At 40.3% G+C, this 25,051-nt stretch carries 26 protein-coding genes, 17 tRNA genes and 2 rRNA genes; 38 read left to right on the top strand and 7 right to left on the bottom strand.

All coding sequences use genetic code 11. The annotated features are described in order from the left end of the window. The 21 genes from EV579_RS05100 to EV579_RS05000 form a co-directional block, all read left to right on the top strand. A 23S ribosomal RNA gene (locus EV579_RS05100) occupies positions 1-88 on the top strand; the annotation flags it as partial. A gap of 109 nt (positions 89-197) precedes the next feature. Further along, positions 198-313, top strand: a 5S ribosomal RNA gene (gene rrf / locus EV579_RS05095). A gap of 9 nt (positions 314-322) precedes the next feature. Further along, a tRNA-Asn gene (locus EV579_RS05090) sits at positions 323-397 on the top strand. A 4-nt stretch (positions 398-401) separates the two neighbouring features. After that, positions 402-492: transfer RNA gene (locus EV579_RS05085), tRNA-Ser, on the top strand. A gap of 17 nt (positions 493-509) precedes the next feature. Further along, positions 510-584: transfer RNA gene (locus EV579_RS05080), tRNA-Glu, on the top strand. 33 nt (positions 585-617) lie between these two features. Beyond that, a tRNA-Val gene (locus tag EV579_RS05075) sits at positions 618-693 on the top strand. Positions 694-708: 15 nt separating this feature from the next. Beyond that, positions 709-785, top strand: a tRNA-Met gene (locus EV579_RS05070). A gap of 4 nt (positions 786-789) precedes the next feature. Beyond that, a tRNA-Asp gene (locus tag EV579_RS05065) sits at positions 790-866 on the top strand. A gap of 18 nt (positions 867-884) precedes the next feature. Beyond that, positions 885-960, top strand: a tRNA-Phe gene (locus EV579_RS05060). A 6-nt stretch (positions 961-966) separates the two neighbouring features. Further along, positions 967-1,039 (top strand) — tRNA-Thr (locus EV579_RS05055). Positions 1,040-1,054: 15 nt separating this feature from the next. Then, a tRNA-Tyr gene (locus EV579_RS05050) sits at positions 1,055-1,139 on the top strand. A gap of 14 nt (positions 1,140-1,153) precedes the next feature. Continuing rightward, positions 1,154-1,227: transfer RNA gene (locus EV579_RS05045), tRNA-Trp, on the top strand. Positions 1,228-1,256: 29 nt separating this feature from the next. Next, a tRNA-His gene (locus EV579_RS05040) sits at positions 1,257-1,332 on the top strand. Positions 1,333-1,341: 9 nt separating this feature from the next. Further along, positions 1,342-1,413: transfer RNA gene (locus EV579_RS05035), tRNA-Gln, on the top strand. Between the two features lie 7 nt (positions 1,414-1,420). Next, positions 1,421-1,495: transfer RNA gene (locus EV579_RS05030), tRNA-Gly, on the top strand. A gap of 5 nt (positions 1,496-1,500) precedes the next feature. Then, positions 1,501-1,571: transfer RNA gene (locus EV579_RS05025), tRNA-Cys, on the top strand. 14 nt (positions 1,572-1,585) lie between these two features. Then, positions 1,586-1,674: transfer RNA gene (locus EV579_RS05020), tRNA-Leu, on the top strand. Between the two features lie 37 nt (positions 1,675-1,711). Then, a tRNA-Leu gene (locus tag EV579_RS05015) sits at positions 1,712-1,793 on the top strand. A 482-nt stretch (positions 1,794-2,275) separates the two neighbouring features. Further along, positions 2,276-2,701, top strand: a complete 426-nt coding sequence (locus tag EV579_RS05010; protein ID WP_044335991.1) for a hypothetical protein — start codon at positions 2,276-2,278, stop codon at positions 2,699-2,701. Positions 2,702-3,125: 424 nt separating this feature from the next. Beyond that, complete coding sequence (locus EV579_RS05005) at positions 3,126-3,920, top strand: phosphotransferase (RefSeq protein WP_133744052.1); 795 nt, start codon at positions 3,126-3,128, stop codon at positions 3,918-3,920. A gap of 18 nt (positions 3,921-3,938) precedes the next feature. Then, entirely contained in the window at positions 3,939-4,643 is a 705-nt protein-coding gene (locus tag EV579_RS05000; RefSeq protein ID WP_073204426.1) for a hypothetical protein, read from the top strand. A 33-nt stretch (positions 4,644-4,676) separates the two neighbouring features. Here the strand turns inward: EV579_RS05000 and EV579_RS04995 are convergent, their stop codons facing one another. The 5 genes from EV579_RS04995 to EV579_RS04975 all read right to left on the bottom strand — a co-directional run bounded on the left by EV579_RS04995 (position 4,677) and on the right by EV579_RS04975 (position 7,466). Beyond that, positions 4,677-5,219, bottom strand: a complete 543-nt coding sequence (locus EV579_RS04995; protein ID WP_073204430.1) for a histidine phosphatase family protein — start codon at positions 5,217-5,219, stop codon at positions 4,677-4,679. A gap of 62 nt (positions 5,220-5,281) precedes the next feature. Further along, positions 5,282-5,479 (bottom strand): hypothetical protein, encoded by a 198-nt coding sequence (locus EV579_RS04990; RefSeq protein WP_044335926.1) that lies wholly within the window; start codon positions 5,477-5,479, stop codon positions 5,282-5,284. Between the two features lie 141 nt (positions 5,480-5,620). Then, positions 5,621-5,890: a hypothetical protein gene (locus EV579_RS04985; protein ID WP_044335925.1), complete on the bottom strand. Its 270-nt coding sequence runs from the start codon at positions 5,888-5,890 to the stop codon at positions 5,621-5,623. Positions 5,891-5,954: 64 nt separating this feature from the next. Then, positions 5,955-6,644: a DUF1963 domain-containing protein gene (locus EV579_RS04980; RefSeq protein ID WP_044335923.1), complete on the bottom strand. Its 690-nt coding sequence runs from the start codon at positions 6,642-6,644 to the stop codon at positions 5,955-5,957. A gap of 18 nt (positions 6,645-6,662) precedes the next feature. Continuing rightward, positions 6,663-7,466 (bottom strand): DUF2262 domain-containing protein, encoded by an 804-nt coding sequence (locus EV579_RS04975; RefSeq protein WP_044335921.1) that lies wholly within the window; start codon positions 7,464-7,466, stop codon positions 6,663-6,665. Positions 7,467-8,007: 541 nt separating this feature from the next. Between EV579_RS04975 and ltaS the strand changes: the two genes are divergently transcribed. Together ltaS and lepB are read left to right on the top strand one after the other, a co-directional pair. Further along, a complete protein-coding gene (gene ltaS / locus EV579_RS04970; RefSeq protein ID WP_024427404.1) occupies positions 8,008-9,951 on the top strand; it encodes a lipoteichoic acid synthase in 1,944 nt (647 codons plus the stop codon). A 155-nt stretch (positions 9,952-10,106) separates the two neighbouring features. Then, positions 10,107-10,673, top strand: a complete 567-nt coding sequence (gene lepB, locus EV579_RS04965) for a signal peptidase I (protein WP_133744051.1) — start codon at positions 10,107-10,109, stop codon at positions 10,671-10,673. Between the two features lie 41 nt (positions 10,674-10,714). Here lepB and EV579_RS04960 read toward each other — a convergent pair whose 3' ends face one another. Beyond that, entirely contained in the window at positions 10,715-12,010 is a 1,296-nt protein-coding gene (locus tag EV579_RS04960) for a homocysteine synthase (RefSeq protein ID WP_133744050.1), read from the bottom strand. 267 nt (positions 12,011-12,277) lie between these two features. Between EV579_RS04960 and EV579_RS04955 the strand changes: the two genes are divergently transcribed. The 12 genes from EV579_RS04955 (at position 12,278) to EV579_RS04900 (ending at position 21,521) form a co-directional block, all read left to right on the top strand. Next, on the top strand, positions 12,278-12,433 hold the full coding sequence (locus EV579_RS04955; RefSeq protein ID WP_048240183.1) for an FbpB family small basic protein: 156 nt from the start codon (positions 12,278-12,280) through the stop codon (positions 12,431-12,433). 163 nt (positions 12,434-12,596) lie between these two features. After that, entirely contained in the window at positions 12,597-13,364 is a 768-nt protein-coding gene (locus tag EV579_RS04950; RefSeq protein ID WP_133744049.1) for an ABC transporter ATP-binding protein, read from the top strand. Between the two features lie 14 nt (positions 13,365-13,378). Then, positions 13,379-14,371: an aliphatic sulfonate ABC transporter substrate-binding protein gene (locus EV579_RS04945; RefSeq protein WP_133744048.1), complete on the top strand. Its 993-nt coding sequence runs from the start codon at positions 13,379-13,381 to the stop codon at positions 14,369-14,371. Continuing rightward, a complete protein-coding gene (locus EV579_RS04940) occupies positions 14,368-15,198 on the top strand; it encodes an ABC transporter permease (RefSeq protein ID WP_133744047.1) in 831 nt (276 codons plus the stop codon). Before EV579_RS04945 ends, EV579_RS04940 begins: the two co-directional genes overlap by 4 nt. 17 nt (positions 15,199-15,215) lie before the next feature. Then, positions 15,216-16,358: an FMNH2-dependent alkanesulfonate monooxygenase gene (gene ssuD / locus EV579_RS04935; RefSeq protein WP_073204443.1), complete on the top strand. Its 1,143-nt coding sequence runs from the start codon at positions 15,216-15,218 to the stop codon at positions 16,356-16,358. A gap of 540 nt (positions 16,359-16,898) precedes the next feature. Beyond that, positions 16,899-17,111 carry a hypothetical protein gene (locus tag EV579_RS04930; protein ID WP_024425336.1) on the top strand — a complete coding sequence of 71 codons (213 nt, stop codon included), beginning with the start codon at positions 16,899-16,901 and terminating at the stop codon, positions 17,109-17,111. A 115-nt stretch (positions 17,112-17,226) separates the two neighbouring features. After that, the gene (locus EV579_RS04925) at positions 17,227-17,973 is read left to right on the top strand and encodes an ABC transporter ATP-binding protein (protein ID WP_025093295.1); all 747 of its coding nucleotides are present in this window, start codon (positions 17,227-17,229) and stop codon (positions 17,971-17,973) included. After that, entirely contained in the window at positions 17,951-19,417 is a 1,467-nt protein-coding gene (locus EV579_RS04920) for a hypothetical protein (protein WP_073204446.1), read from the top strand. Before EV579_RS04925 ends, EV579_RS04920 begins: the two co-directional genes overlap by 23 nt. Further along, positions 19,401-20,306 carry a PqqD family protein gene (locus EV579_RS04915; protein ID WP_133744046.1) on the top strand — a complete coding sequence of 302 codons (906 nt, stop codon included), beginning with the start codon at positions 19,401-19,403 and terminating at the stop codon, positions 20,304-20,306. Before EV579_RS04920 ends, EV579_RS04915 begins: the two co-directional genes overlap by 17 nt. Continuing rightward, positions 20,303-20,584 (top strand): hypothetical protein, encoded by a 282-nt coding sequence (locus EV579_RS04910; protein ID WP_024425332.1) that lies wholly within the window; start codon positions 20,303-20,305, stop codon positions 20,582-20,584. Before EV579_RS04915 ends, EV579_RS04910 begins: the two co-directional genes overlap by 4 nt. A 79-nt stretch (positions 20,585-20,663) precedes the next feature. Further along, the gene (locus EV579_RS04905) at positions 20,664-21,320 is read left to right on the top strand and encodes a hypothetical protein (protein ID WP_133744045.1); all 657 of its coding nucleotides are present in this window, start codon (positions 20,664-20,666) and stop codon (positions 21,318-21,320) included. 127 nt (positions 21,321-21,447) lie between these two features. Further along, a tRNA-Gly gene (locus EV579_RS04900) sits at positions 21,448-21,521 on the top strand. A 98-nt stretch (positions 21,522-21,619) separates the two neighbouring features. On the opposite strand, the gene EV579_RS04895 is transcribed toward EV579_RS04900, so the two are convergent. Then, a complete protein-coding gene (locus tag EV579_RS04895) occupies positions 21,620-22,216 on the bottom strand; it encodes a hypothetical protein (RefSeq protein WP_243837380.1) in 597 nt (198 codons plus the stop codon). Between the two features lie 83 nt (positions 22,217-22,299). Between EV579_RS04895 and queG the strand changes: the two genes are divergently transcribed. The 3 genes from queG (at position 22,300) to trmL (ending at position 24,929) form a co-directional block, all read left to right on the top strand. After that, complete coding sequence (gene queG / locus EV579_RS04890) at positions 22,300-23,448, top strand: tRNA epoxyqueuosine(34) reductase QueG (protein ID WP_024427417.1); 1,149 nt, start codon at positions 22,300-22,302, stop codon at positions 23,446-23,448. Positions 23,449-23,509: 61 nt separating this feature from the next. Continuing rightward, complete coding sequence (locus EV579_RS04885; protein ID WP_073204454.1) at positions 23,510-24,412, top strand: amidase domain-containing protein; 903 nt, start codon at positions 23,510-23,512, stop codon at positions 24,410-24,412. A 43-nt stretch (positions 24,413-24,455) separates the two neighbouring features. Then, the gene (gene trmL, locus EV579_RS04880; RefSeq protein ID WP_034282301.1) at positions 24,456-24,929 is read left to right on the top strand and encodes a tRNA (uridine(34)/cytosine(34)/5-carboxymethylaminomethyluridine(34)-2'-O)-methyltransferase TrmL; all 474 of its coding nucleotides are present in this window, start codon (positions 24,456-24,458) and stop codon (positions 24,927-24,929) included. The last annotated feature ends 122 nt before the right edge of the window (positions 24,930-25,051 follow it).

Below are 25,051 nucleotides of genomic sequence, written 5' to 3'. Positions count from 1 at the left end.
CTGAAAGATGATCAGGTTGATAGGTCTGAGGTGGAAGCGTGGTGACACGTGGAGCTGACAGATACTAATAGATCGAGGACTTAACCTATATTCTATTGTGAAGCATGAACATTGTTATCTAGTTTTGAGAGAACATTTTTAAAATATCTCTTGATTTATTTTCAATACATAGTATAATATCTTTTGTCACTAAATTGTCTGGTGATGATGGCGAAGAGGTCACACCCGTTCCCATACCGAACACGGAAGTTAAGCTCTTCAGCGCCGATGGTAGTTGGGGGTTTCCCCCTGTGAGAGTAGGACATCGCCAGGCTTTCTTCATTCCGCAGTAGCTCAGTGGTAGAGCTATCGGCTGTTAACCGATCGGTCGTAGGTTCGAATCCTACCTGCGGAGCCAATTTGGAGAGCTGTCCGAGTGGCCGAAGGAGCACGATTGGAAATCGTGTAGGCGGTAACCCCGTCTCAAGGGTTCGAATCCCTTGCTCTCCGCCACAATTTACATAATAAAGGGCCCGTTGGTCAAGCGGTTAAGACACCGCCCTTTCACGGCGGTAACACGGGTTCGAATCCCGTACGGGTCACCATTTTTATAGAATACACACCAGCATTTTTTATTCGGAGGATTAGCTCAGCTGGGAGAGCATCTGCCTTACAAGCAGAGGGTCGGCGGTTCGAGCCCGTCATCCTCCACCATATCTTTTATATCGTCGCGGGGTGGAGCAGTTCGGTAGCTCGTCGGGCTCATAACCCGAAGGTCGCAGGTTCAAATCCTGCCCCCGCAACCAAAATGGTCCGGTAGTTCAGTTGGTTAGAATGCCTGCCTGTCACGCAGGAGGTCGCGGGTTCGAGTCCCGTCCGGACCGCCATTTTTCAAAAGAATACTTGGCTCGGTAGCTCAGTTGGTAGAGCAACGGACTGAAAATCCGTGTGTCGGCGGTTCGATTCCGTCCCGAGCCACCACTATTTGCCGGTGTAGCTCAACTGGTAGAGCAACTGACTTGTAATCAGTAGGTTGGGGGTTCAAGTCCTCTTGCCGGCACTGTTTTTCAAAAGTGGAGGGGTAGCGAAGTGGCTAAACGCGGCGGACTGTAAATCCGCTCCCTCCGGGTTCGGCGGTTCGAATCCGCCCCCCTCCACCATTTTTTGTTTTCATAGGGGCATAGTTTAACGGTAGAACAGAGGTCTCCAAAACCTCCGGTGTGGGTTCGATTCCTACTGCCCCTGCCAATTATATTTTATAATTCATTACATCTATGGCGGTTGTGGCGAAGTGGTTAACGCACCAGATTGTGGCTCTGGCACTCGTGGGTTCGATTCCCATCAATCGCCCCATTTTATTATTGGGCTATAGCCAAGCGGTAAGGCAACGGACTTTGACTCCGTCATGCGTTGGTTCGAATCCAGCTAGCCCAGTTGATATGCGGAAGTAGTTCAGTGGTAGAACACCACCTTGCCAAGGTGGGGGTCGCGGGTTCGAATCCCGTCTTCCGCTCCAATAATGGCGGCATAGCCAAGTGGTAAGGCAGAGGTCTGCAAAACCTTTATCCCCGGTTCAAATCCGGGTGTCGCCTTTTTTGAAAAGACTGCCGGGGTGGTGGAATTGGCAGACACACAGGACTTAAAATCCTGCGGTAGGTGACTACCGTGCCGGTTCAAGTCCGGCCCTCGGCACCATTGTTTTTTAATATAAGATGCGCTCTTTAATGATCATGCCGGTGTGGCGGAATTGGCAGACGCGCACGACTCAAAATCGTGTTCCTCACGGAGTGCCGGTTCGACCCCGGCCACCGGTATCTAGTTTTAGATATTCTTTATTATCGTCAATCACAGAAGAATTAAGGAATATCAACGTTTAAAACGTCTTTCTACAAATTGTAGGAGGGCGTTTTTTATTTGTTTTTTAGTTGATTTTTCACACAATAAAATTACTTCAAATCGTGTTCACTGCTGAAAGGGGACCTAGCTAAATGGCAAGACGTAAAAATATTTTAGATCAAGGTGAATTGGCAATTTTAGAAAAGGAAACTAAGTCTTATGTTGAATCATTTCGGGAAGCTATTGAATTATTTGTTTAGGACTGTGAATTTTTAAGGCGTTTTCTTAATTCCCTAACAGCAAAAGGAATAAGTATTGCTGAATTAAAGCCTTACGATATGACAGAGGAACATATTAAGGAGATTATTTTTACTTTATTGATGGTTACCTTATGATTAAACTAAAGAGGCAGGATAATTGAAGAAGGATTGGATATAAATTGTACATAAGAGGTGTTGTAATGATTACGGTTAAAAATGCTGAACGTTATTTTAAAGATAGCATTGGTGAAGATACCGATGATATAAAAAAGGTTTGGGAAACATTTAAGGCTTTTTCAAAGGAGACAGTTGAGGGCGAAGAAGATAAAGAAATTTTATTTCAGTGTGGTGTCTATGATTTTACAGGAGAGGAACTATTTCATTTTGACTTTGTACGTCAGTTTACAGTTTATGAAAAAGATGATTATTCTCACATGGAACAACTACACTGTGAATTTTTATTTAAACCAACAAGCGAGTTAAAAAAGTTAAAGGTGGTAGAAGAATGGTCAATGGATTATGACGATATCGAGCATTTTTTTAATCATATTGAAAGTATTCATGAGTTTAAAATACCTTTGAATTTAAAGCCGATAAAATCAGAAATATATCAGGAAGAGCTTTAATTCTTAATTCATTAACGTGTGCTTTACTTTAAGAAGGTATACCTTGCCTTTTTGGAATAATTTATCACGGAGTGCAGGTTCGACCCCGGCCACCGGTATCTATTAAAAGTTTCATGATTGGTTTTACCATGAACCTAACGTTTCACCCTCGTGGTAAAACGTTTTTTTGTGGTTTAAATGAGTTATTTAGATAAAAAATAGGAACCTATTAGAAAATAATGAGTATGTACTTCTTTTGGCAGAATAATCTTTAGATGATTTGCAACATTTGATAAGATACATTTAACCATGTAAGGAAACAAAATGGAGCAGCACATTCACATAAAACAGTTGTACTACTTTTGTGTAACTAAATGAATATTTGTGGGTACATACACATCTTTAGCTGACATCAACATGGTGACCCAGTTTAAGGGGAGAATTTATGAAAAAACAAAATGATCATGAGGAGTTATTGACAGGTGGAAATGTCTCAAACGTATATCGTTCGGGAGATACGGTTCGTCGAGAAGTAAAGTCAGACAATATCAATATACAAAAGCTGCTAAAGCATTTAGAAAAAAAGAATTTCTCCTATGCTCCAAAGTTTTTAGGGGTTGATGAACAAGGTAGAGAGATATTGTCCTTCATTGAAGGCGTAGCCGGTCATGATCCTTTAAAAGAATACATGTGCTCTCACCATGCCTTAAAAGAAATAGCGAGAATGCTTAGACTGTATCATGATGCTGTTCGTGATTTTCCCATTTCAGACGATTGGGAACGAATGGACAATACGCCTGGCGAAATAGAGGTTGTGTGCCATAATGATTTTGCAATGTACAACATCATTTTCAATAATGAAAAACCAGTAGGTATCATTGATTTTGATGTAGCTGCTCCTGGTCCAAGACTTTGGGATATCGCATATACTTTGTATACATGTGTACCTATCAGTAGGTTTTTTCGCACCAAAACAGGAGACATCGTGAACTATCATTCATTAGACCATGCATACCAGATAAAGCATAGAGTGAAACTGTTTTTTGAAGCTTATGGTGAGGAAATAGCAGAAGATTATTTGGATATGGTGCTGCTGCGTTTAGAAGGATTATGTCAGTATATGAAACGAAAAGCGAGTGAGGGGGATATCGCTTTTCAAAATATGATTCAACAAGGACATCTTGAACATTATCAAAAAGACATTCAATTTATTCATGAACATAGAAAAGAATGGATGTAAAAAGGCGGCGTTGTGATCATGCAAACGAAGACGATATTACAGGCTATCATTCAAGACGAGGGAGTAAATGATTATCCTCTTTTTAGACAATACTGTGTGAGAAAAGAACAGGGGCTGCGTAAAGATGCGCTAAACGTTCTTCAGGCCTTTATTGAAGAGATGACAGAGAACGATTTTGAAGTACAGCGTGAATTTGCTGCTTGGCTGTTTGAGTGGATTGAACGGTTTGAGGATGGTCATCATCTGCTTGTGTATCCGCTGGTAAATGGGGTGATCCAGCCTGTTTTTCAAACGTGGGAGAATGTTGACCCATTGGATGTGAGACCGTATCGCTGGCAAGGTTTGTTTGTGCATCAGGGAGAAGGGCTGCCTCATTTATTGAAGGCACTAGAGCTTGGGGGCAGCAAGGAACAGCGTGTGATTGTTCAAATTTGTGAAACCTATTTATCGGCCTTGTGGTATTCGTTTCATCATATACATGAAGATCTTTATTTAAGCACCTATGAGAAGGATCAAGAGAGAATTCAGGGGATTGAACGTGTTATGATGCTAATTCAAGATAAAAGAACTCGTACGAATGTTCAAAAACAAGCCGTCTATTATGACCAGCTTTTAACGGACTGGATGACGTTTCAGCAGACGGAGACAAGAGACTTTATGAAATGGTGTGCGGAGCGTAAGAAACCGTATGAGTGGGTAGAGGCATTTTATTATAAGCAATAGATGAGAAAACGGCAGAGTTCATTCTGCCGTTTTTTATTGCCATATTCGCTTTGCTTCTATATGACCTGGACTAAAATATTTCAGAATATAGATATCTGGATTGCTTAGTTTCTTCCACTCCTCGAATCCAATCGTTGAATCAGCGTGTTTAAGAAGCAGGCTCATGATATTGCCATGTGTGACGAATAGGGTATGATCTGTTTCTAATATTGTTTGTTCGTGGAGCGCTTCTACAATACGATTCATGGCTTCTTGGCTCGATTCTCCGCCTTCACAGGTCATATGTAAGTCTGTAAAACTGAGCTTTAGTTTCTCATACCAATCGTCTATTGGTTTGCTGCTTAATACACGTTCAGAGAGGCGCTGATCGATTTTTATCTCGAGTTGTTTTGCATGAGCAAGTGGCTCAGTAGTTTGGATCGCTCGTTTATAAGGACTTGAGATAATTTGATTGAGATGAATGCTGGAAAAAAACTGTGCCAGTTCATGAGATTGAGTGATGCCTTGTGGTGTTAAAGCTGCATCTTTAGATTGTCCATCTGCTTGGCAGTGTCTGACGATATAATATGTTTTCATTGGATACACCTTTCATTGAGTATAAAAAAATCATCCAGTATTGGATGAGGATTTACGAAGATCTAGGTAAGCTTGTTCGTATCTGTTTCTTTATAGGGATCTATGAGCTTGGAGGTCAGGTCTAGATTGAACAAAAAATCATCGACGGTGTCTGTGCCAAAGGGAAGTGTGGAGAAGTCGATTGGGATGCTGTCTTCTTGCTTTTCTGAAGTGATTTGCTGTGCAGGCTGCTTTTTTCTCCAGTTCTTAAACAAGCGCATGTGAGGCCTCCTTTTCTTTGAAAAAGATGGATTTATACATAATATACGGGCAGAGTTGTCCAGGCGTCAAATGTTTTCTTCAAAAGGAACGATTCAATTGATAAAAAAGAGCCACAGGAAAGTGCGGCTCTTGTTGTCAGCTTACATTGCGCGTTGTAATGCTTGCAGTAATTTACGTTCGCATCTTAAGTTGTAGCGCTTCTTATGGAGTTTCTTCGTTTTAAACCTGCCTATGACACGTCGAACATCGGGATCGTAAATGATGAGCTCTCTGCAAGTTTGATCATGTAATAGTGCTTGAAACCAGCTATATTTTTTGAGATGTGCTACGTTCCTCGAGATATCCTCTTCATCCACTTGTAGAAAAGGGATATACACAGCAAGTGAAAAGATGTCTAAAATGAATCCCATTTTGCTTCCTCCTTTCATATTATTCATTACGCTTAGGAGAAGGCAAGGTTTCATTCAATAAACGTTAAAAACAATCCCAGTGCATAAACCATTCTTTTGATTCTTTGTCATAATAGAAATACATCGTGCCGTTATCACCAATCATGAAACGAGGTTTTTCTTCTGAGGCGATTTGCAGCATGAATTCGCCTTGTTGTTGATGGGGCGGGGATTGAATATACGCCCCATATCCACCGATTTTTGTGAACGAATAATTTGTGTATTGATTAAAGAAGTGGTCTGTCGCTTCTTCACTTTCGTTTACTTCTGTTAGATCCACATATGACCATGCTTCTTCCCAGCAAGGGAAGTCCCTTTGCTCACTTTCGTTCCATTGGATTTGAAAGGCTTTGAGCCCTCTCACTTCTTCAGGAGTTTCAGCTACTTCTAAACCTTCGATTGATGAATATTCAATGAGCTTCCAGCCTTCACCGTTTTTGGTGATATCAATCGGAAGTGTTTTCTGATTAAGAAAAATTTGAATCAGCTTACATTCATTGAAGCCGTTTATTCCTCCTGGCACTTCTGGTAAATAAATTTGTAAAATCGGAATCATGGCTCCATCTTGATCTGTCGGCCAGCCTTGGTTAGGATCGATGAAAAAATGGCCGGCAAACCAGCTGTGTATAGCTGGATCAGGACGAAAGCCGCCAATTTTGGCGATGGCTGGCGTTTTCCCGATTAGATTTAATTCTTGAAAAGCTTTGATTTCCATGGGTTATTCCTCCAGCCTTTAGCCTGCAATGTGTGCATCATGAAATGTGCCATTTATATTTCCTGTGACAATAATGACATGACCCCAAAATAAATCACCGTCATGATAGTAGACTTCAAACTCTCCCTCAGGGTAAACATGCAGGCTTTCAAGTGAAATGCGGCTTATAAATTGATTCAGTGTGAGTTCTTCTTGCTTTTCAGCTGATTCGTCTTGTTCCTGCCAATCCTTTGCTAGATCTATCAGCTGATTCGCGGCAAATGATTTAATAGAAGAATCCCATTTGGCTTGCTCTTGCATAAGTTGGTTTGCTGTTCTAAGAGAGTCATTTATTTTTTCATCTTCTTCGAGGTTGAAGTAGAGAAAGCACTCTTCATTGCTCCATTGGATCGTTTTTTCAAATAAGTCTAGTCCTTTTACTAACTCAAAGGTTCCAAGTATGTCATCATGATAATACACAGGCTTTTGGGCTTCTTCTAAAATTTCTTGAAGCGCTTGATCCTTTGTGTCTGTATCGATCAAAGATACAAGCATGAATTCACCTTCGCCTTTTCGAACCTGAAGTGTAACGATTGATTCTTTATGTAATTGTGCCTGTTTTTCCCTTAATCCCTCGTCATCTGTTAACCAGCAAAGTCTTACATTTTCGGTTATGATATGACCGTTTTCTTTCCAAGCAATCAGTGGAATAGAAGCGGTCCAAAGAGGTGCCTGGCCTGCTTTTCCTGCCCCTACGCCAGAAGGTCCTGTAACAGCAATGATAGTGACTACATCTTCTGAAAATCTTTCTTCAAAAGTGTTGATTTGTTTGTTAATCTTCATGTGATGTCCTCCAGCCTGATTTTTTTGTCATGAACATATAAGTGTTGTGATCAAGTTCTACCTCTTTATCACACCGCACATCAGTAGGGGAAATCAAGCTTTTTTTGTTTAAAACTGTTTTTTTAGGGAGGTACATGGATTAATGGAGGTTGAGTCACAATAAAAGAAGCAAGGATCGAATTTTGTATAAATTTGGGTAAATGAGTCGAAAAGCCTAGGTGATTCTTCCTTTTCTTTATAATTACTTTGACACGAATAGATGAAAAAAGTAAAGTAATACTGAGTGATTTACAAAACCTTCTTCATCCACTAAAACATGAAGTGTGCGTAAATTTAATGTAAATGGATATTTTTCCTTTTATTTACTCGTATTTTTTTTGAAACTTATGATGCTTCTCATTCGTTATATTAAAGGAGCGCATGTATCCGGCGGAGACAGAGCATCGGCATGCTTGGCGAAGAAGATTTACATTTGCAAAATGAATGTAAATTTTTTATGATTTCATTTATATCAGAACGATGATAAGAAAGAAGAGGTTTTATGAAAAAAATATTTGCAAACAAATATAGCTTTTTTGTTTTGGCTGTCCTTTTATTCTGGGCTAAATCGTACACAGCCTACAAAATGGACTTTAATTTAGGAGTAAAAGGTTCTTTTCAAGAGGGGCTTCTCTTATTGAATCCATTTAGTTCAGCCATCGTGTTTTTTGGACTTGCTCTCTTTTTGAAGGGGCGTAAATCTGCCATTGTTTTAATTGTTATTGATTTTATTATGACCGCACTTTTATATGCAAATGTAGCATATTACCGTTTCTTTGATGACTTTTTGACTTTCTCAACAATGAAGCAGGCAGGAAATCTTGGGGGAGGCATGACTGGCGGTGTGCTAGCAAGCATTAAGCCGCATGACCTTTTATACTTCCTTGATATTATCATCTTGATTGCGATTGTCATTTGGAGACCAGAAGTGAAGAAGTTCCAAATGAAAAAGACGTTTGCACTGCTGATTGTAGCTGCAGGTATTGGACTGTTCTTTGTAAACCTTCATCTGGCTGAAAAGGATCGTCCAGAATTATTAACGAGAACCTTTGATCATAAGTATGTTGTCAAATACTTAGGTGTTTATAACTATACGATTTATGACGGGGTACAAGCAGCACAAAACGCAACACAGGTAGCCAATGCAAGCAGTGAAGATTTAACGGATGTTGTGAACTATACGTCCTCTCACTATGCGAAGCCAAATGCAGAGTATTTTGGTAAAGCAAAAGGCAAAAACATTATTAAAATTCATTTAGAAAGCTTTCAGTCTTTCTTAATCGACTACAAATTAAATGGAGAAGAAGTGACTCCATTTTTAAACAAACTGGCTCATGGGAAAGATGATTTTACGTATTTCGATAACTTCTTCCATCAGACTGGTCAAGGGAAGACATCAGATGCTGAGCTGATGATGGATAATAGTATGTTTGGCTTGCCAGAGGGAGCAGCATTTGTGACAAAGGGTGAAAATACCTTCCAATCACTACCTGCCATCCTAGATCAAAAAGCAGGCTATACGAGTGCAGTACTTCACGGGGACTATAAATCTTTCTGGAACCGTGACACGATTTATAAACATATGGGAATTGATCAATTCTTTGATGCTTCCTATTACAACATGGATGAAGAAAACCTTGTGAATATGGGTCTGAAGGATAAACCGTTCTTCAAAGAATCAATTCCAATGCTAGAATCAATGAAAAAGCCATTTTATGCACATTTAATGACACTGACAAATCACTATCCATTTAATTTAGATGAAAAAGATGCGACAATCGCTAAGGCAACAACTGGCGATAAAACAGTCGATAACTATTTCCAAACAGCAAGATATTTAGATGAGTCATTAGAGCAATTCTTCAAGGACTTGAAAAAATCAGGTATGTATAAAGACTCAGTCATTTTATTATATGGTGACCATAACGGTATTTCTGAGAACCATAACCGTGCAATGAGTGAAATTCAAGGGAAAGAAATCACTCCTTATCAAAATGCACAAAACCAGCGTGTTCCGCTCATGATACGTATTCCTGGTAAGAAGGGCGGCGTGAACCATACGTATGGTGGTGAAGTCGACGTTATGCCAACACTTCTTCACTTACAAGGTATTGATTCAAATGAATTCGTGAATTTTGGAACAGACCTATTCTCTAAAAAGCATGATGAGACTGTTGCCTTCCGTAATGGAAACTATGTGACACCGAAATACACACTTGTTGATAATACCGTTTATGATACAAAAACAGGTAAAGTGGTGAAACAAAATAAAAAGACAGAGGCGATTAAAGCCCGTGTTGATAATCAGTTAAGTCTTTCAGATAAAGTGCTCTATAGGGATCTTCTTCGATTCCATAAGTTATCTGATTTCAAACCAGTGAATCCATCGGATTATTTCTATGGTAAAGCAAACAAAGAAAAAGAAGCGGATTCTTCTGCTAACTAACTGAGTTTTGGGCAAGCACAGAAAGGTGCTTGCCTTTTTCTCTCTCTTCGCTTGATTTGTTGGCAAAATATGTTTATATTTAGGGAGAAACAAGCGTGACGCCGGCTGGCAGCTGGTGACACACATTTCGTCCTTGGGGAATTCAGGAGGAGCTTATGACAACAAATACAAAAACACAAAAAAAGAAATCAGAATTATGGGGCTGGATCAAAGCCATCTTAATCGCATTTATTGCTGTTTTTATCATTCGGAACTTTTTATTCGCGCCGTACATTGTAAAAGGGACTTCTATGTCCCCAACACTGCATAACACAGAGCGGGTGTTTGTGAATAAAACGGTTGATTATTTCGGTGATTATAAACGGGGACAGATCATTGTTCTTGATGGGGAAGACCGCAGCACGCATTATGTCAAACGATTGATTGGTTTACCTGGTGATAAAATTGAAATGAAAAATGATCAGCTATATGTTAATGGAAAAAAAGTGGCGGAGCCTTACTTAGCGTCAAACAAAAAGAAAGCAGCGGCAGATGGCACCTTGCTGACACCTGATTTTGGCCCTCTGACTGTTCCAAAAGGAAAGTACTTTGTCATGGGGGACAATCGCCAAAATTCAATGGACAGCCGCAACGGCTTAGGTCTTTTTACAAAGCGTGATATTCAAGGAACTACCTCATTTGTATTTTATCCTTTCCAAGACATTCGATTACTCAATCATTAATAAACAATAAAAAAGCACACAGCCGTGTGCTTTTTTCTATGTCATTCAGACTGACTTTTTGTAATCGCCTGTTCAAGATCTGCAAGAATATCTTCAATCGCTTCTGTTCCAACAGATAAACGAATGAGCTCTGGTGTGACACCTGTCGCTTTTTGTTCTGCTTCGCTTAATTGCTGATGCGTTGTGCTGGCAGGGTGAATGATGAGGGATTTAGAATCGCCCACGTTTGCGAGATGGGAGAAAAGCTGCACAGAATCAATGAGCTTTTTACCTGCTTCGCGTCCACCTTTAATACCGAATGTGAGGATTGCGCCTTGTCCTTTTGGTAAATAGGTTTGAGCAAGCTCATAGGATTCGTGACTTTCAAGACCCGGATAGCTTACCCAATCGACAAGAGGGTGATCCTGTAAGAATTGTGCTGTTTTCAAGGCATTTTCACTATGCCGCTCAAGACGAAGATGTAATGTTTCTAAGCCTTGCAGAAGTAAAAATGAGTTGAATGGCGACAGAGCTGCCCCTAAATCACGTAAGAGTTGTACTCGTGCTTTTGTGATATAAGCTGCTTCTCCAATCGCTTCTGTATATGTCAGACCGTGATAGCTTGGATCTGGTTCAGTCAGTCCTTTGAACTTATCGCTGTCAGCCCAAGGGAATCGGCCACTATCAACGATGACGCCGCCAATTGATGTACCGTGACCGCCAATAAATTTCGTCGCTGAGTGGACGACAATGTCTGCACCAAACTCGATAGGTCTTAATAAATAAGGGCTGGCGAGCGTATTGTCCACAATAAGCGGGATATGATGCTTGTGTGCAATGGCTGAGATGGCTTCAATATGTAAAATGTCGCCTTTTGGATTTCCAATGCTCTCTGCATACACTGCCTTTGTTTTGTCTGTGATCGCCGCTTCGAGTTCTTCAAGGTTGGATGAATCGACGAATTTTACTGTAATTCCAAGTTTTTTGAGTGTATGGGCAAATAAATTGTAGGTGCCGCCATAAAGACTGCTTGAGGAAACGATTTCATCTCCGGCTCCTGCAATGTTTAAAATAGAATAAGTCGTCGCTGCTTGCCCAGAAGAAACAGCAAGTGCACCAATTCCACCTTCAAGCTCTGCGATACGCTTTTCAAATACGTCATTTGTCGGGTTCATAATACGTGAATAAATATTTCCCGGTTCCTGAAGACCGAATAAATTCGCTGCATGATCACTATCTCTAAAACCAAAGGAGCTTGTTTGGTAAATAGGCACGGCTCTTGAATAGGTCGCTGAATCAAGTTCCTGACCTGCGTGAATGGCTTTTGTTTCTAAACGAAATGGACGTTCTTCTGACATGTGTGTATCCTCCTTTTGTTAGATAAAACCAACTGTTTTGATAAGAAATATTTAATAAGACTATAAATCTTGTTCTCTGCTCGGTCAATCATTTTTTAGATAAATCTGAAAAAACAATAAATATAGTTGACAGGTAGGAATAGTGTGTATTAACATGAGCATACTGAAAACACAAACAAGAATGGCTGATCGGTCAACCGAAGGCTCTATCACTCAAATATGAGTGAAGAGCCTTTTTTTTATTTGAATTGAGAAAGGATGATGAAGATGGAAAAAAAGAAAAAACGAAAAAAATACAGAAAACACATGGATATCACATTAGACATATTAATTGAGCGGAATAAATATGAGATTTACAGTAACAAGGAACGAATAGAAGCGATTTACGATCGAATCGATGAAAAGCATACAAGGACAAAATAACCATTTTATAAAATTGAGTTGATTTATATGATTAGTATGATTTAGGATGGTGCTAACAAATCAATATGATTAGCTGATCGGACAACGCGAAGGCTCTTATCTCTTTTTTGGGATAAGGGCCTTTCTGTGTATTTGTCTGATCGCAAGAGGAGTGAAGGTTTCAATGACGATTTCAATTGATATTGTGGATAAATCCTTTTGGAAAGACAAACAGTCCATTCGGGTACTTGAAGACTTAAGATTGAGCATCATTCCTGGTGAATTTATAACAGTAATAGGTCCGAGCGGATGCGGGAAAAGTACGTTGCTAAAAATCATAGGCGGGCTCGACACAGCGTATCATGGGCAAATTTTGATAGGAGATAGACGGATCACAGAACCAGGAATGAAACAGGGCTTTATCTTTCAGGAACACCGCCTGTTTCCATGGCTGACGGTCGAAGAAAACATAGCGGCCAATTTCAATTTAAAACAACAGGATGTACGCCGCAAAGTGGATGAATTGATTGAAATTGTTCGATTAAAAGGATTTGAACATGCTTATCCACATGAGCTTTCCGGAGGAATGTCACAACGGGTTGCCATTGCGAGAGCACTCCTTCGTGATCCGGAGATCTTATTGCTTGATGAACCATTTGGTGCGCTGGATGCATTCACACGAAAACACTTGCAGGATGTGCTGCTGGACATTTGGCAGGAGAAAAAAACAACGATGATGCTTGTAACTCATGATATTGATGAATCGATTTATTTAGGAAATGAGATTGTGCTAATGCAAGCGAGACCTGGCCGAATCCATAAGATTCTTCCTGTGAATCTACCTTTTCCGCGTGATAGAACGTCAAGCGCTTTTCAACATTTAAGGCAAAAGGTGCTTTCAGAATTTGAGAAAACAGATGAATTGTTACTAACCGATGGATCAGGGATTTAGGGAGGGGAAATTGCATGAAAAAGAACCAAATGATCGTTATCTTTTTGAGTCTTCTCCTTGTTTTAGCAGGGTGTGATCAAGCAGCAGACGGATCGGAAAACAAGGTGAAAGAAATTCGGATTGGGATTCAGCAAAGTTTGAGTCCGCTGCTTTTAGCAAAGGAAAAAGGTTGGTTTGAACAATCATTTGAAAAAGAAGGAGTGAAGGTAAAGTGGGTGGAGTTTCAAAGTGGTCCTCCCCAATTTGAAGGACTTGCTGCAAATCAATTAGATTTCTCGCAAGTTGGAAACTCACCTGTCATAGCAGGTCAGGCAGCCGGTATTGATTTTAAGGAAATTGGTTTATCTCAGGATGGGCTGAAAGCGAACGGTATTTTAGTGAATAAGAACAGTGAGATTAAAAAAGTAGAAGACTTAAAAGGGAAAAAAATCGCTGTCGCTAAAGGGAGCAGTGGCTTTGACTTTTTATACAAAGTATTAGATCAGGCAGGTTTATCTGCGAAGGATGTTCAGATTATTCAGCTTCAGCCAGATGAAGCGATATCAGCATTTGAAAATGGGTCCGTTGATGCTTGGTCGATCTGGGAGCCGTTCTTATCACTTGAAACGATAAAGAAAGGAGCAAAGCTGCTGGTGAATGGGGAAGCGACCGATTTATATTCTCCAGGTTTCACACTTGTTCGAACTCAGTTTGCTGATCAGCATCCTGAACTAGTAGTGAAATTCTTAAAGGTATATGACCATGCAGTGAAGTGGCAAAAAGCACATCCAGAAGGGGCTGTTACGCTATATGCGCGTTTAAAAAATTTAGATAAGAAGGTCGTCACACAAGTATTAAACAATACGGAACCACTTAATAAGCCCATTTCGAAGAAGATCATCAATGCTCAGCAGCATACCGCTGATTTTCAATATCAAACAAAAGCGATCCAGCGGAAAATTGATGTCAATCAGGTTGTAGATAATTCGTTTATTGAAAAAATGCTAAAAGAGGAGATGAATAAATGAAAGCTATTTCGAACCCGGCTTTAGCATCTAAAATTGAGCGGTCAAAGAAAAAAAGGAGAAAAGCTTCTTCTTTATATAAGTTAAAGGGACTGGTATTACCTCTTCTACTTATTGCGGTTTGGCAGATCATAGCTGGTTCTCAAATCGTTTCTTCCACTGTACTTCCTGCGCCTGTCTTGATTGCAGAATCTTTTCGAGATTTATTTCGTTCTGGTGAACTGTTTGGTCATCTTTACATCAGTCTTTATCGAGCGATATGTGGATTTTTACTTGGGGGAGGTTTAGGTCATTTGCTGGGCGTATGCGTAGGGTTTTCTAAAAAAACAGAGCAGTATGTAGATCCGACGTTGCAAATGCTGAGAACCGTTCCACATTTAGCGGTCACTCCTTTATTCATCCTCTGGTTTGGCTTTGATGAAACGGCGAAAATTTTATTGATTGCACTTGGGGCTTTTTTTCCGATTTATATTAATACTTTTCTAGGTATTCGCAGTGTAGACAATAAGCTGTTTGATGTGGCCCGCGCCTTAGAGTTTAATGTGTATCAAAGCATCACAAAGCTGATTTTACCGGCTGCTCTTCCTCATATTCTTCTGGGCGTGAGACTGTCATTAGGAATTGCTTGGCTTGGTTTAGTGGTAGCTGAGTTGATGGGTTCAAGCAGCGGGGTAGGCTATATGATTATGGATGCAAGGCAATTCTCTCAAACGGATAAAGTGTTTGTAGGAATTATCATCTTTGCAGTAGTTGGTAAGCTGACAGATTCATTTGTACGTCTGTTAGAAAAGCGTCTGCTCAAGTGGCGCACTAGTTATCAAGGTGAATAATAACAGGGGGCGATGTTATGAATATTTTATGGTTTATTCCAACGCATGGAGACGGCCGTTATTTAGGATCAGCAAAAGGGGCAAGACAGGCAGACTATCCATATTTTAAACAGATTGCTCAAGCAGCTGATCAGCTTGGTTATACAGGGGTCTTACTGCCTACTGGGAGATCATGTGAAGATCCATGGCTGACGGCAGCTGCTTTAGCTGCAGAAACCACTCATTTAAAGTTCCTCGTGGCTCTTAGACCAGGGCTGATGCAACCGTCTGTTGCTGCTAGAATGACTTCTACATTAGATCGTCTTTCAGGCGGGAGACTGCTGATTAATGTGGTAGCAGGAGGAAGTAAAGAGGAGCTTGAAGGGGATGGGCTGTTCATTTCTCATGATGAACGCTATGAGGCAACAGAAGAATTTTTGACAATTTGGAAGCGGTTATTGAAAGGAGAAAATGTACAATTTCATGGCAAACATCTACAAGCGGAGAATGGCCGTCTGTTATTCCCACCAGCTCAAACACCCCATCCACCAGTCTTTTTTGGCGGATCATCAGCAGCAGGAATTCAAGCAGCCGCTAAGCATACAGATGTCTATTTAACTTGGGGCGAACCGCCTGCACAAGTAAAAGAGAAAATTGCACAAGTGAAGAAACAGGCTGAAAAGGAAGGAAGAACGGTGAAGTTTGGCATTCGTCTTCATGTGATTGTGAGAGATACCGAAGAGGAGGCATGGCAGGCAGCGGAACATCTGATTCGTCATTTGGATCAAAAAACAATTGATGAGGCGCAAAAAGTGTTACAGAGGATGGACTCAGTAGGTCAAAGACGAATGGTGGAATTGCACCAAGGGAGGAAAGACCAACTTGAAATCAGCCCAAATCTTTGGGCAGGCATTGGTTTAGTACGCGGCGGTGCAGGAACAGCACTCGTCGGAGACCCGCAAACAGTAGCAGAACGTATCCTAGAATATGAGTCTCTAGGCATTGATACATTTATATTTTCTGGCTACCCGCATCTAGAAGAAGCTTATTATTTAGCAGAGCTTGTTTTCCCGCTCCTTCCATTCAAGAGATCAGGGGCTACAGGACTCTCTGTGCCAGCTGGTGAAATCATTGGGAACAATCATTTCCCAGATGCAGCCTCTGCTGCTAGTTCCTCTTAAATATGAAAAAGCAAAGCAGTCTGCGATGGCTGCTTTGCTTTTTTTCATAGAATAGCGGGAGTCTTATGTTGTGTACTGCTGAACAAAGTAAGGGCTTTTTTCCCAATCGCTTTTCTTGTATATACACATTTATAGAGTCAAGAAAAGAAGGGAAATATGCCCACTCTTTTATCAGAATGATCAGTAAATTTTTCATAATTGGCGTTATTACGACATATAATCAGGACTTTTTTATCTGATATATCGGGGGAATTCTTTCTATCTCACAAAAAAGAAAGAATAAATATGATTGATGATAAATATGGACTATTTGAAAAAAAGGAGAAAAAAGATGGTGGAAATGACATTAAATGGGTTTTGTGGTTCTTATGGGGTGTCAAAATCTAGTAAATAAGAGAGGGTTTAAGCAGTTGGAAGTGAATAATTGAATAAAAAGTCACATTTTAATCAAATGTATGTTCGGTCAAAAATGGGATGTTCTGTAGATGTTTGGAGTGTAACGCCTATGATACGATCATCATAAGCTGGGAGGTGAAAAGTATGACTTATGCAGCGCCGCAAGTTGACTATTCCACTATGGAACCTGCTATTATGGACCAAGCTTGGTTCTTAGTATTTGTTGCTGTCCTTCTTGGATTGGGAGCAACAGTCGTTCTAGGAGCAGCAGTTTGGTGTATCGCAAACGGCAAGGGTAGCTTTACAGGAGCCGTTCAGTGGGAAAGTGGCTTAAAAGTCAAAATTGAATGTAAGTAGCTATACTTAGGATTCATCTTTTTGCTTCTTAGATAAGACACCAGGGCTAAACCGTCTGTGGCGGGCGGTTTAGCCTGATCTGTTTTTAAAGAATATGCAGACACTTGGAGGTTATATGTTTACGATCGAGAATTTAACCAAGACGTATAAAAATAACGTGACTGCTGTCAATGATTTTCATTTAAAGATCGACCCTCATCAAATCGTTGCTGTTGCTGGACCGAATGGTTCGGGTAAAACAACGATGATTAACTGTATACTCGGCATTATTAAGCATACAGAAGGAAGGATTCACTTGCAGGACGTCCCAAATGATGAACCATCCTTTAAAAAACAAGTAGCCTATGTTCCAGATGACCTGCTGCTCCCTGAAGCATTGACTGGTGCTGAATATTTAGATTTTGTTTCTTCTATGTATGAATGTAAAACAATTCACAGAAGAAATCAACTAATTGAACTGTTTGATATGGACTCGGCTTTATCAAGACCGATCGAAACCTATTCACATGGAATGAAAAAAAAGACACAGCTGATTGCTGCATTTATGCTTGATAGTCAATTGGTGATCATGGATGAGCCCTTTAGAGGACTTGATATTGAAGCGGTTATAAACACAAAGAAACTGATGAAGCGGTATGCCGAGCACCATGGTGCGATCTTGCTTTCAACGCATGATATGCTTTCAGCGGAAGAGCTGTGCCACAAAATCGCCATTATTTCTAAAGGAAATAAAATGGATGAAGGGACGGTCTCAGCCTTAAAGGAGAAGTATCAATCAAGCACACTGGAACAGGTGTTTCTGAAAGCTTCAATGTTAAGTGATAGGGGTGCACATTTTGATGAAATCATTAATCATTTCTAAAATGATGCTTAAAATGTGGCAGCAGGAGATGTATAAGCTCTTTGATACTCAAACGAAGCGAATCATTGTGGTCTTATTCTTTTTGTTTGCCGTCACAATGGGAGCCATTATCGGATACAGCTTTACAGGTGTCTTTATGAAGGCTTTCTTAAATGGAGATGAACGTTCACTTGGATTACTTGTCGTGTCAATGGCGATCAATGCTTCTATTTTTACAAGCTTGTTATTCGTTTTGATCAAGGTCAGAACACCTGAACAAGACCGGTTTTCTATGCAGCTGAGCTGGTTCCCGCTCTCTACCTTTCAGAAAAGTTTTGGATACTTCATTCCGATGGTGACAGTGGTGGCAGGGCTTGTTTTATTTTTTATCGGCATCCTGCTTTTACCTAATTTTATTGCCCAGGGAATAGGTATTTTCTTTATCTTTACTTTCTTTTTGATGGTGCTTTTGCAGTCGCTTTTTGTCTTAATGCTGCTGCAGTTTATTTACAATATCACTTATTTGCTCGTTTTGAAATTAAGATTACCGTTGCAAAAATTTGCAGCGATATTTGTTTTATTGGCACTGGTTGTCACGTATGGATTGACGCACTTTGATATTAGCCAAATTCAGCAATCATATATTCAGTTTGATTATCATTTGATGTATTTGACAGCTCCGTTTTTCCTAGCGGCACAAGGAATGCCTCCTGAAGAGGTGAATTATGCCATCTTGATTCTGATCATCCTCTTATCGGCAGGCGGCGCATTTGTTTCTCTGGCGATGATGCCGATTATGGCAGAGAAAAAAGCGTTAACCTTTTTACACAAGCTGCCATTCTCTTCTTCAAAAAAGTGGTCACTTATTGTGAAGGAAATGAAATCACAGGTGCGAAATGAAGAAAATATTTTAAATTTTCTTATTCTCCTTATTGTGATCTTATTCGTTCGTTATCAGTTTGGATTCCGATTTGAAGAAGAAGCGTTTTTTGTTCTTTGCGCTCTTGCTGGATTAACAGCCTTCAATTCGTTTGGCAATGATAAACGAATGCTGGGCATGTATAAAACATTTGGTCTGAGATCGTGGGAAGTGGCTTTGTATAAGTTTATCGGCCTTCTGCTCGTAGGTGTACTGCAAATTGTTTTATTCATGCTGACAACGCTGACGCTTCCTGATCAGATTTGGCACGCATTGATTGGTGCCGCTGTGTTATGCAATGCGACTGCGCTCTTTTATATGGTAGGTATTTTACTTCCTCTTGATCGAAACAATCCCTATACAGGCATTTTTTCATTTGGAGCGCTTATTTTACTCATGATTCCGATTGTTTTTATTGGAAACTATGTCATAGGGGCGTCGAGTCAAACGCTTCAATGGCTGCTTGTGGCTGCATTTGAGGGTCTGCTCATCTTTGCCATATACAAAGGTTTTTCATGGAGGTATTCACATGATTCAACTTCTTAACAATAAGCTAAAGATTGAGCGGGTACCGGCACTAGCGCCGTATGTGACCTTACAAAAGAGGCATCTCACGGATACGCAGTATGGAAGCACACTCCCGATCAATGAAAGTGCCTATCATATGTTAACGAAAGTGGACGGTAAAAGAACAGAAGCGAGTATTACCGCAGAGCTCGCCGATTTGTTTCAGGTCGATGAGTCGGTGATTGCTCGTGATTTTTATCAGCTGATGATGGGATTGAATCAGCATCACTTGCTGTCTATTCATTATCATTCACCATATCGGATTGTGACAGCCTGCTGCCAATTTTTCAAGCAGTATCAAATCAAAATGAAGGAACGATTTGATTGTACTGGTCACTCGTTCCTTCACATTTTTGGGACGGCTTTGCTCATGGTGACGCGAAAAATCATCTTTTTCTGGATGCTTTTCATGGTCATGGCAGGGATCGCTTTTTTATTCATTCCTGATCCGTCGATTGCAGCCATTGCGATTTATTTTACGATTATTTATTTCGGGTTAATTACCGGAACCGCCTTACATGAGGCGGCACATGGCTATGCGCATCGAAAATTTGCAGGACGGGATGGTCCTCAAGGCTTTTTTGCGAGTGACATGATGTCAGTGAAGTTTGTAAGGCCCGTATTAGATCCATTTCAGAAAAAGCAGGTATGGATTACGCTGCTTGGACCGCTTGTTCCCGGTGTGATTGGCGCAGCAGGCATCATTGTCACCATTTTATTTCTAAAAGAAAACCCGGTTTCGACAGCTTTTTTCATCTTTTCAATCACGTATTTTATTCAATTACTCTATCTTCTTCCGTTTATGGGGGATGGTAAGTCCATTATGAAGCAGCTATTGCTTGGGGGAATGGGAGGACAACGATCATGAACGTTCAGGCGATGAAACAAGGCGCGATAGTTGGTAGTTTTCTAGGATTCTTAGGCTTTCCGATGCTGACAATCGGTGTACTGTTCTATCATTTATTTCAATCAAAAACGAATGATGCTTTATTATTTAACAGTCTCGCTTTTGAGATGGAAGGCTCGTCCGCATTTACTTTTCAGATCAAGCCAAACTTTTTTATTTATATGATGGTGATTTTTGCTGTGAGTTTTCTCATTGTGGCATTCCTATCAGCCATGAAACAGAAAAAAGCAAAAGGTTAGGAGAATTCTCCTAACCTTTTTTTGTATTCCGACCAAATTTTAGTATAATAAGAAATAAAAAACATCAAAGGGGATCACAATGGTTAAAAAATGGAGCATTCTTTTATTCACAGTTTTTCTATTAGCAGGATGCGGCGAGAAGGCCGAAGAAACCACGACAACCGAAAAGGCGGTTTCGACAATAACAACAGATCCTGCCACTAAAAACCAAGTAACCATCGAACAAATGAAACTCTCAAAAAAAGAAAAAAACTTACTAGAAGCAGCAACGACTAATGAAAAGGTGGCTCTGACACTGAAAGGATTAACGAAGAAGAATAAGAGTATTACGTTTATCGGGAGTCATTACAAAAATGGACGATTAGTGAATAAGGAAGCATCATCTGCTACCTTTACTTTACACCAGGATGGAACCGACCAAACGGTGAATGTACTTCTTCAATTACATCATGAGAAAGATACATATGAATCACAATTTAGTATTTGGTCAAATAAAAAGAATGATGGAATGACGAAAGCGACATCAAGCTTTCCGTTCAAAGTAAGTGACTATGTATTTTCTGCACAATCTGAAACTGTCAAAGTTGCTTCTGGAGGAAAGGCACTGATTGCGTATACAGCGGCAATGGGGAAGGATGGAAGTTCACCAATGCTTGAGGAAATTCAGAAGAATCCAAAGCAAGCGCTGAAAAATAAGTCACATGCATACTTATTTTATATCCAGCTAGATAAATAACTATCGTAATATATACGGAGAATATGAAGTTTTTTGACGAAAAATCTTCATATTCTCTTGACGAATTGTTAAGAAAGTTGTAACATAATAAAAGTCAACGCGATGACGTTGCTTTTAAAAGATTGATGCGGGTGTAGTTTAGTGGTAAAACCTCAGCCTTCCAAGCTGATGTCGTGAGTTCGATTCTCATCACCCGCTCCAATACATAATTTTGTTTATAACGCAGTATTTCGTTTCTTAGATAAACGAAGTGTTGCGTTTTTTATTATGTCAGTATAATGTGAAAAAGCACTGTGAGGCTACAGTGCTTTTTCAATGAGTTCATATTTGCTTTCTCCGCCATGTATTTGTACAAACATCTTCGTCAAGGATTGAATAAGAGCTTCACTCTTTTCCCGGGAAATAGATGGCGGGAAAAGGATGATTTGAAGAATGTTCTTTGTGTCTTGAGAAATTTGTGCTTTACTTGCTTGAGAAAATAATCCATTCAGTCCTGCGCTGTCCTGCCATTCGATGTGACCAGCCTCATGTTTTGCCAGTGAAAGCGGTCCTTTGATGCGATCGGCATCTAAAGTCAGGATAGGTAAGAAATATTTTAGTGAGAAAAATATCGACAAATCCTGTACGGAATTGGTTGAGTCAATAAATTGTTCCTTTTGGATGTCAGAAAGAAGTGGAAGGAAAGGAACGTCTTTTAAAATATCCGTCCATTCTTTGATGGCTGGTACTTCTTCTAAAACTTTATCTTCGTATTCAAAAAATAAAGATTCTTGAAACAGGCGTAAGCGGCCTTTTAACATTTGAGGTGATGTACCCACTTCAATATGCGAATATTCAATCTGTCCAACATGGATAGACGGGTTTTGATGATGAGAAATTTCCATATGTATCTTCACAGTGACTCACTCCAATCGGTCATGATACACTCGTATTATACTGAAAACAACAGAAGAAACAAAGAAAGGAGGTTTGCAAGGTGATTCATGTTGGAGAATTAAAAGAAGAATTGATTCAATATGCGAAAGAAATTGGTGTCGATAAAATTCGATTTGCAAGTGCCGACACATTTGATTCATTAAAGGACCGCCTCATCTTACATGAATCGTTAGGGTATTTGTCAGGCTTTGAAGAGCCTGACATTGAAAAAAGGACAAACCCTTCTTTGCTGCTTCCGAAGGCCAAATCAATTGTTGCGATAGCGCTCGCGTATCCTTCCAAAATGAAAGATGCTCCTCGAAGTACAAAGGATGCGAGACGGGGGATTTTTTGCCGGGCTTCATGGGGAACGGATTATCATGTTGTGCTGAAAAAAAAGCTTGATATGCTCGAAGAATTTTTGCGAAGCAAACATGTTGATATACGGACAAAATCAATGGTGGATACAGGAGAATTGTCTGATCGTGCTGTAGCAGAACGTGCTGGCATTGGTTTTAGTGCAAAAAACTGTATGATTATCACGCCAGAGTTTGGATCTTATGTGTATTTGGCTGAAATGATCACAAATGTCCCATTTGAACCGGATGAGAAAATTGAAGACCAGTGCGGAACTTGTAATAAATGTGTGGATTCGTGTCCAACGGGTGCGCTGGTGAATCCAGGACAGCTGAATTCTCAGCGGTGTATTTCATTTTTAACGCAGACAAAAGGCTTTTTACCTGACGAATTTCGTTCGAAAATAGGGAATCGATTGTACGGGTGTGATACATGTCAAACTGTCTGCCCGATCAATAAAGGAAAAGACTTTCATCTGCATCCTGAAATGGAGCCAGACCCTGAAATTGCGAAGCCGCTGTTAAAGCCGCTTCTGACGATCAGCAATCGTGAGTTTAAGGAAAAATACGGTCATGTTTCAGGTTCATGGCGGGGGAAAAAGCCCATTCAGCGGAATGCGATTTTGGCACTCGCTCATTTTAAAGATACATCTGCCTTACCAGTATTAATTGAGCTGATGCACAAGGACCCAAGACCGGTCATTCGGGGAACGGCTGCATGGGCAATTGGCAAAATTGGCGATGATCAGCAGCTCCCAGAGCTGGAAAAGGCCCTTGAGCGGGAAAGTGATGAAGAAGCGAAAGAGGAGATTGTGAAAGGGATTGAGCTCCTGCAGACACCTTTAAATACTAAATAACATCCCTGTGAACATAGAATGAACCAAACAAAGATTTTAAAAAATGTTTGGTGGTGTCTGTGTGAAACAATTATTAGAGAAAACTTTAGAAGACAGGCTGGCGTATTTAATCAATGACCGTGCAATCAAACAGCCGCAGCTTATGTCTGATGTGGAAGCAGTAGAGCGGAAAAAAGAGCTTTTTGCTAGAAGACAGGTTGAGATTGTGAAGGCAAAAGCAAAAACAAAACTTCTCGATTCAGCCATTCAAGATGATGGGGCTCAGCATGTGCAGTACCTTGCTCATCTCACATATGTATGCAAGGATGTAGACGATTCTTTTTATTTAGAGGAACAGGTGGAAAAAAGAGAAGCATTTCTTTATAACAACATGCTTGTCAAAGATCGGATGATGTTAGAAGAGCGGCAAAGGGAAGAGCATTTGGATGAGCGCTTTCAGACCGAAGATCAATTTGGGAGAGCCTTTCATTATGACCGGCGGGCTGCCGTGAAGTATGCGGAGACATATTGGAATAAACGGAATCCAGCCTATAAAAACTTTGAAGATAACTGTACAAATTTTATTTCACAATGTTTGAAAGCAGGGAATGCGCCAACGAGAGGGTATCCGAACCGCGGGTCTGGCTGGTGGGTGCGTCCGCATACGTGGAGCTATAGCTGGACGGTGGCTCATTCGATGAAAAATTATTTAGCGAATTCAAAAGCGGGTTTGAGAGCAAAGAAACTCAAAGAAGCGCACGAGCTTCAAATTGGTGATGTCATTTGCTACGATTTTGAAGGTGATGGAAGGTATAATCATACAACCATTGTCGTTGATCATGACAAAGGCGGAATGCCTCTTGTGAATGCACAGACGTATGACTCCCGCATGCGTTATTGGTCATATGAGGATTCGACTGCCTATACACCTGCTATTCGATATATGTTTTTTCACATTTTGGACGATGCCGCGAAGGATAGTTAGTGGTATAATGTTGAGCGGAAAAGAAAATTAGAGGTGAACTTTTTTGGGACTTCATGTCGTTTTATATCAACCAGAGATTCCAGCTAATACTGGAAATATTGCGCGTACATGTGCAGCAACAAATACAACCCTTCATCTGATTCGTCCGCTTGGTTTTTCGACAGATGACAAAATGCTGAAGCGTGCAGGACTCGATTATTGGAAATATGCCAATGTGGTCTATCATGATTCACTTGATGAATTGTTTGAGGCACATCCGAAGGGGCAATTTTTCTATATCACTAAATTTGGTCAAAAGCCGCACACAACATTTGATTACTCTCAGCTGGATGAAGACTATTTCTTTGTGTTTGGAAGAGAGACAAGTGGATTGCCGAAAGATTTGATTGAACAAAATATGGACCGTTGTCTTCGTTTACCGATGACAGAGCATGTTCGTTCTCTGAATCTGTCGAATACGGCAGCCATTCTTGTATATGAGGCACTTCGCCAGCAGCAATATCGCGATCTCATATAAGATCATGATAAAAGCCGAGATACTGAACTCGGCTTTTTTATGTGAAATCACTTTTTTTGACATGTTGAAAATGAAAAGGATGTTCCGCAAATGGAACATCCTTTTTTTCATTTACCAGGCTT

Source organism: Bacillus sp. BK450, from assembly GCF_004364885.1.
Classification (GTDB): Bacteria; Bacillota; Bacilli; order Bacillales; family Bacillaceae; genus Bacillus; species Bacillus safensis.
The sequence above is the reverse complement of the archived record's forward strand: the minus strand, read 5'-3'. Positions and strand labels throughout refer to the sequence as shown.

Coding starts and splice junctions, on each gene's coding strand:
- EV579_RS04960 (WP_133744050.1), bottom strand. CDS start 12,010: ATGTCAGAAGAACGTCCATTTCGTTTAGAAACAAAAGCCATTCACGCA.
- EV579_RS05005 (WP_133744052.1), top strand. CDS start 3,126: ATGAAAAAACAAAATGATCATGAGGAGTTATTGACAGGTGGAAATGTC.
- EV579_RS04920 (WP_073204446.1), top strand. CDS start 17,951: ATGAAATCATTAATCATTTCTAAAATGATGCTTAAAATGTGGCAGCAG.
- EV579_RS04955 (WP_048240183.1), top strand. CDS start 12,278: ATGGAAAAAAAGAAAAAACGAAAAAAATACAGAAAACACATGGATATC.
- EV579_RS04950 (WP_133744049.1), top strand. CDS start 12,597: ATGACGATTTCAATTGATATTGTGGATAAATCCTTTTGGAAAGACAAA.
- EV579_RS04910 (WP_024425332.1), top strand. CDS start 20,303: ATGAACGTTCAGGCGATGAAACAAGGCGCGATAGTTGGTAGTTTTCTA.
- ltaS (WP_024427404.1), top strand. CDS start 8,008: ATGAAAAAAATATTTGCAAACAAATATAGCTTTTTTGTTTTGGCTGTC.
- EV579_RS04915 (WP_133744046.1), top strand. CDS start 19,401: ATGATTCAACTTCTTAACAATAAGCTAAAGATTGAGCGGGTACCGGCA.
- EV579_RS04925 (WP_025093295.1), top strand. CDS start 17,227: ATGTTTACGATCGAGAATTTAACCAAGACGTATAAAAATAACGTGACT.
- EV579_RS04945 (WP_133744048.1), top strand. CDS start 13,379: ATGAAAAAGAACCAAATGATCGTTATCTTTTTGAGTCTTCTCCTTGTT.
- EV579_RS04975 (WP_044335921.1), bottom strand. CDS start 7,466: ATGAAGATTAACAAACAAATCAACACTTTTGAAGAAAGATTTTCAGAA.
- EV579_RS04990 (WP_044335926.1), bottom strand. CDS start 5,479: ATGCGCTTGTTTAAGAACTGGAGAAAAAAGCAGCCTGCACAGCAAATC.
- EV579_RS04985 (WP_044335925.1), bottom strand. CDS start 5,890: ATGGGATTCATTTTAGACATCTTTTCACTTGCTGTGTATATCCCTTTT.
- EV579_RS04930 (WP_024425336.1), top strand. CDS start 16,899: ATGACTTATGCAGCGCCGCAAGTTGACTATTCCACTATGGAACCTGCT.
- lepB (WP_133744051.1), top strand. CDS start 10,107: ATGACAACAAATACAAAAACACAAAAAAAGAAATCAGAATTATGGGGC.
- EV579_RS04905 (WP_133744045.1), top strand. CDS start 20,664: ATGGTTAAAAAATGGAGCATTCTTTTATTCACAGTTTTTCTATTAGCA.
- EV579_RS05000 (WP_073204426.1), top strand. CDS start 3,939: ATGCAAACGAAGACGATATTACAGGCTATCATTCAAGACGAGGGAGTA.
- EV579_RS04995 (WP_073204430.1), bottom strand. CDS start 5,219: ATGAAAACATATTATATCGTCAGACACTGCCAAGCAGATGGACAATCT.
- EV579_RS04940 (WP_133744047.1), top strand. CDS start 14,368: ATGAAAGCTATTTCGAACCCGGCTTTAGCATCTAAAATTGAGCGGTCA.
- EV579_RS05010 (WP_044335991.1), top strand. CDS start 2,276: ATGATTACGGTTAAAAATGCTGAACGTTATTTTAAAGATAGCATTGGT.
- EV579_RS04980 (WP_044335923.1), bottom strand. CDS start 6,644: ATGGAAATCAAAGCTTTTCAAGAATTAAATCTAATCGGGAAAACGCCA.
- ssuD (WP_073204443.1), top strand. CDS start 15,216: ATGAATATTTTATGGTTTATTCCAACGCATGGAGACGGCCGTTATTTA.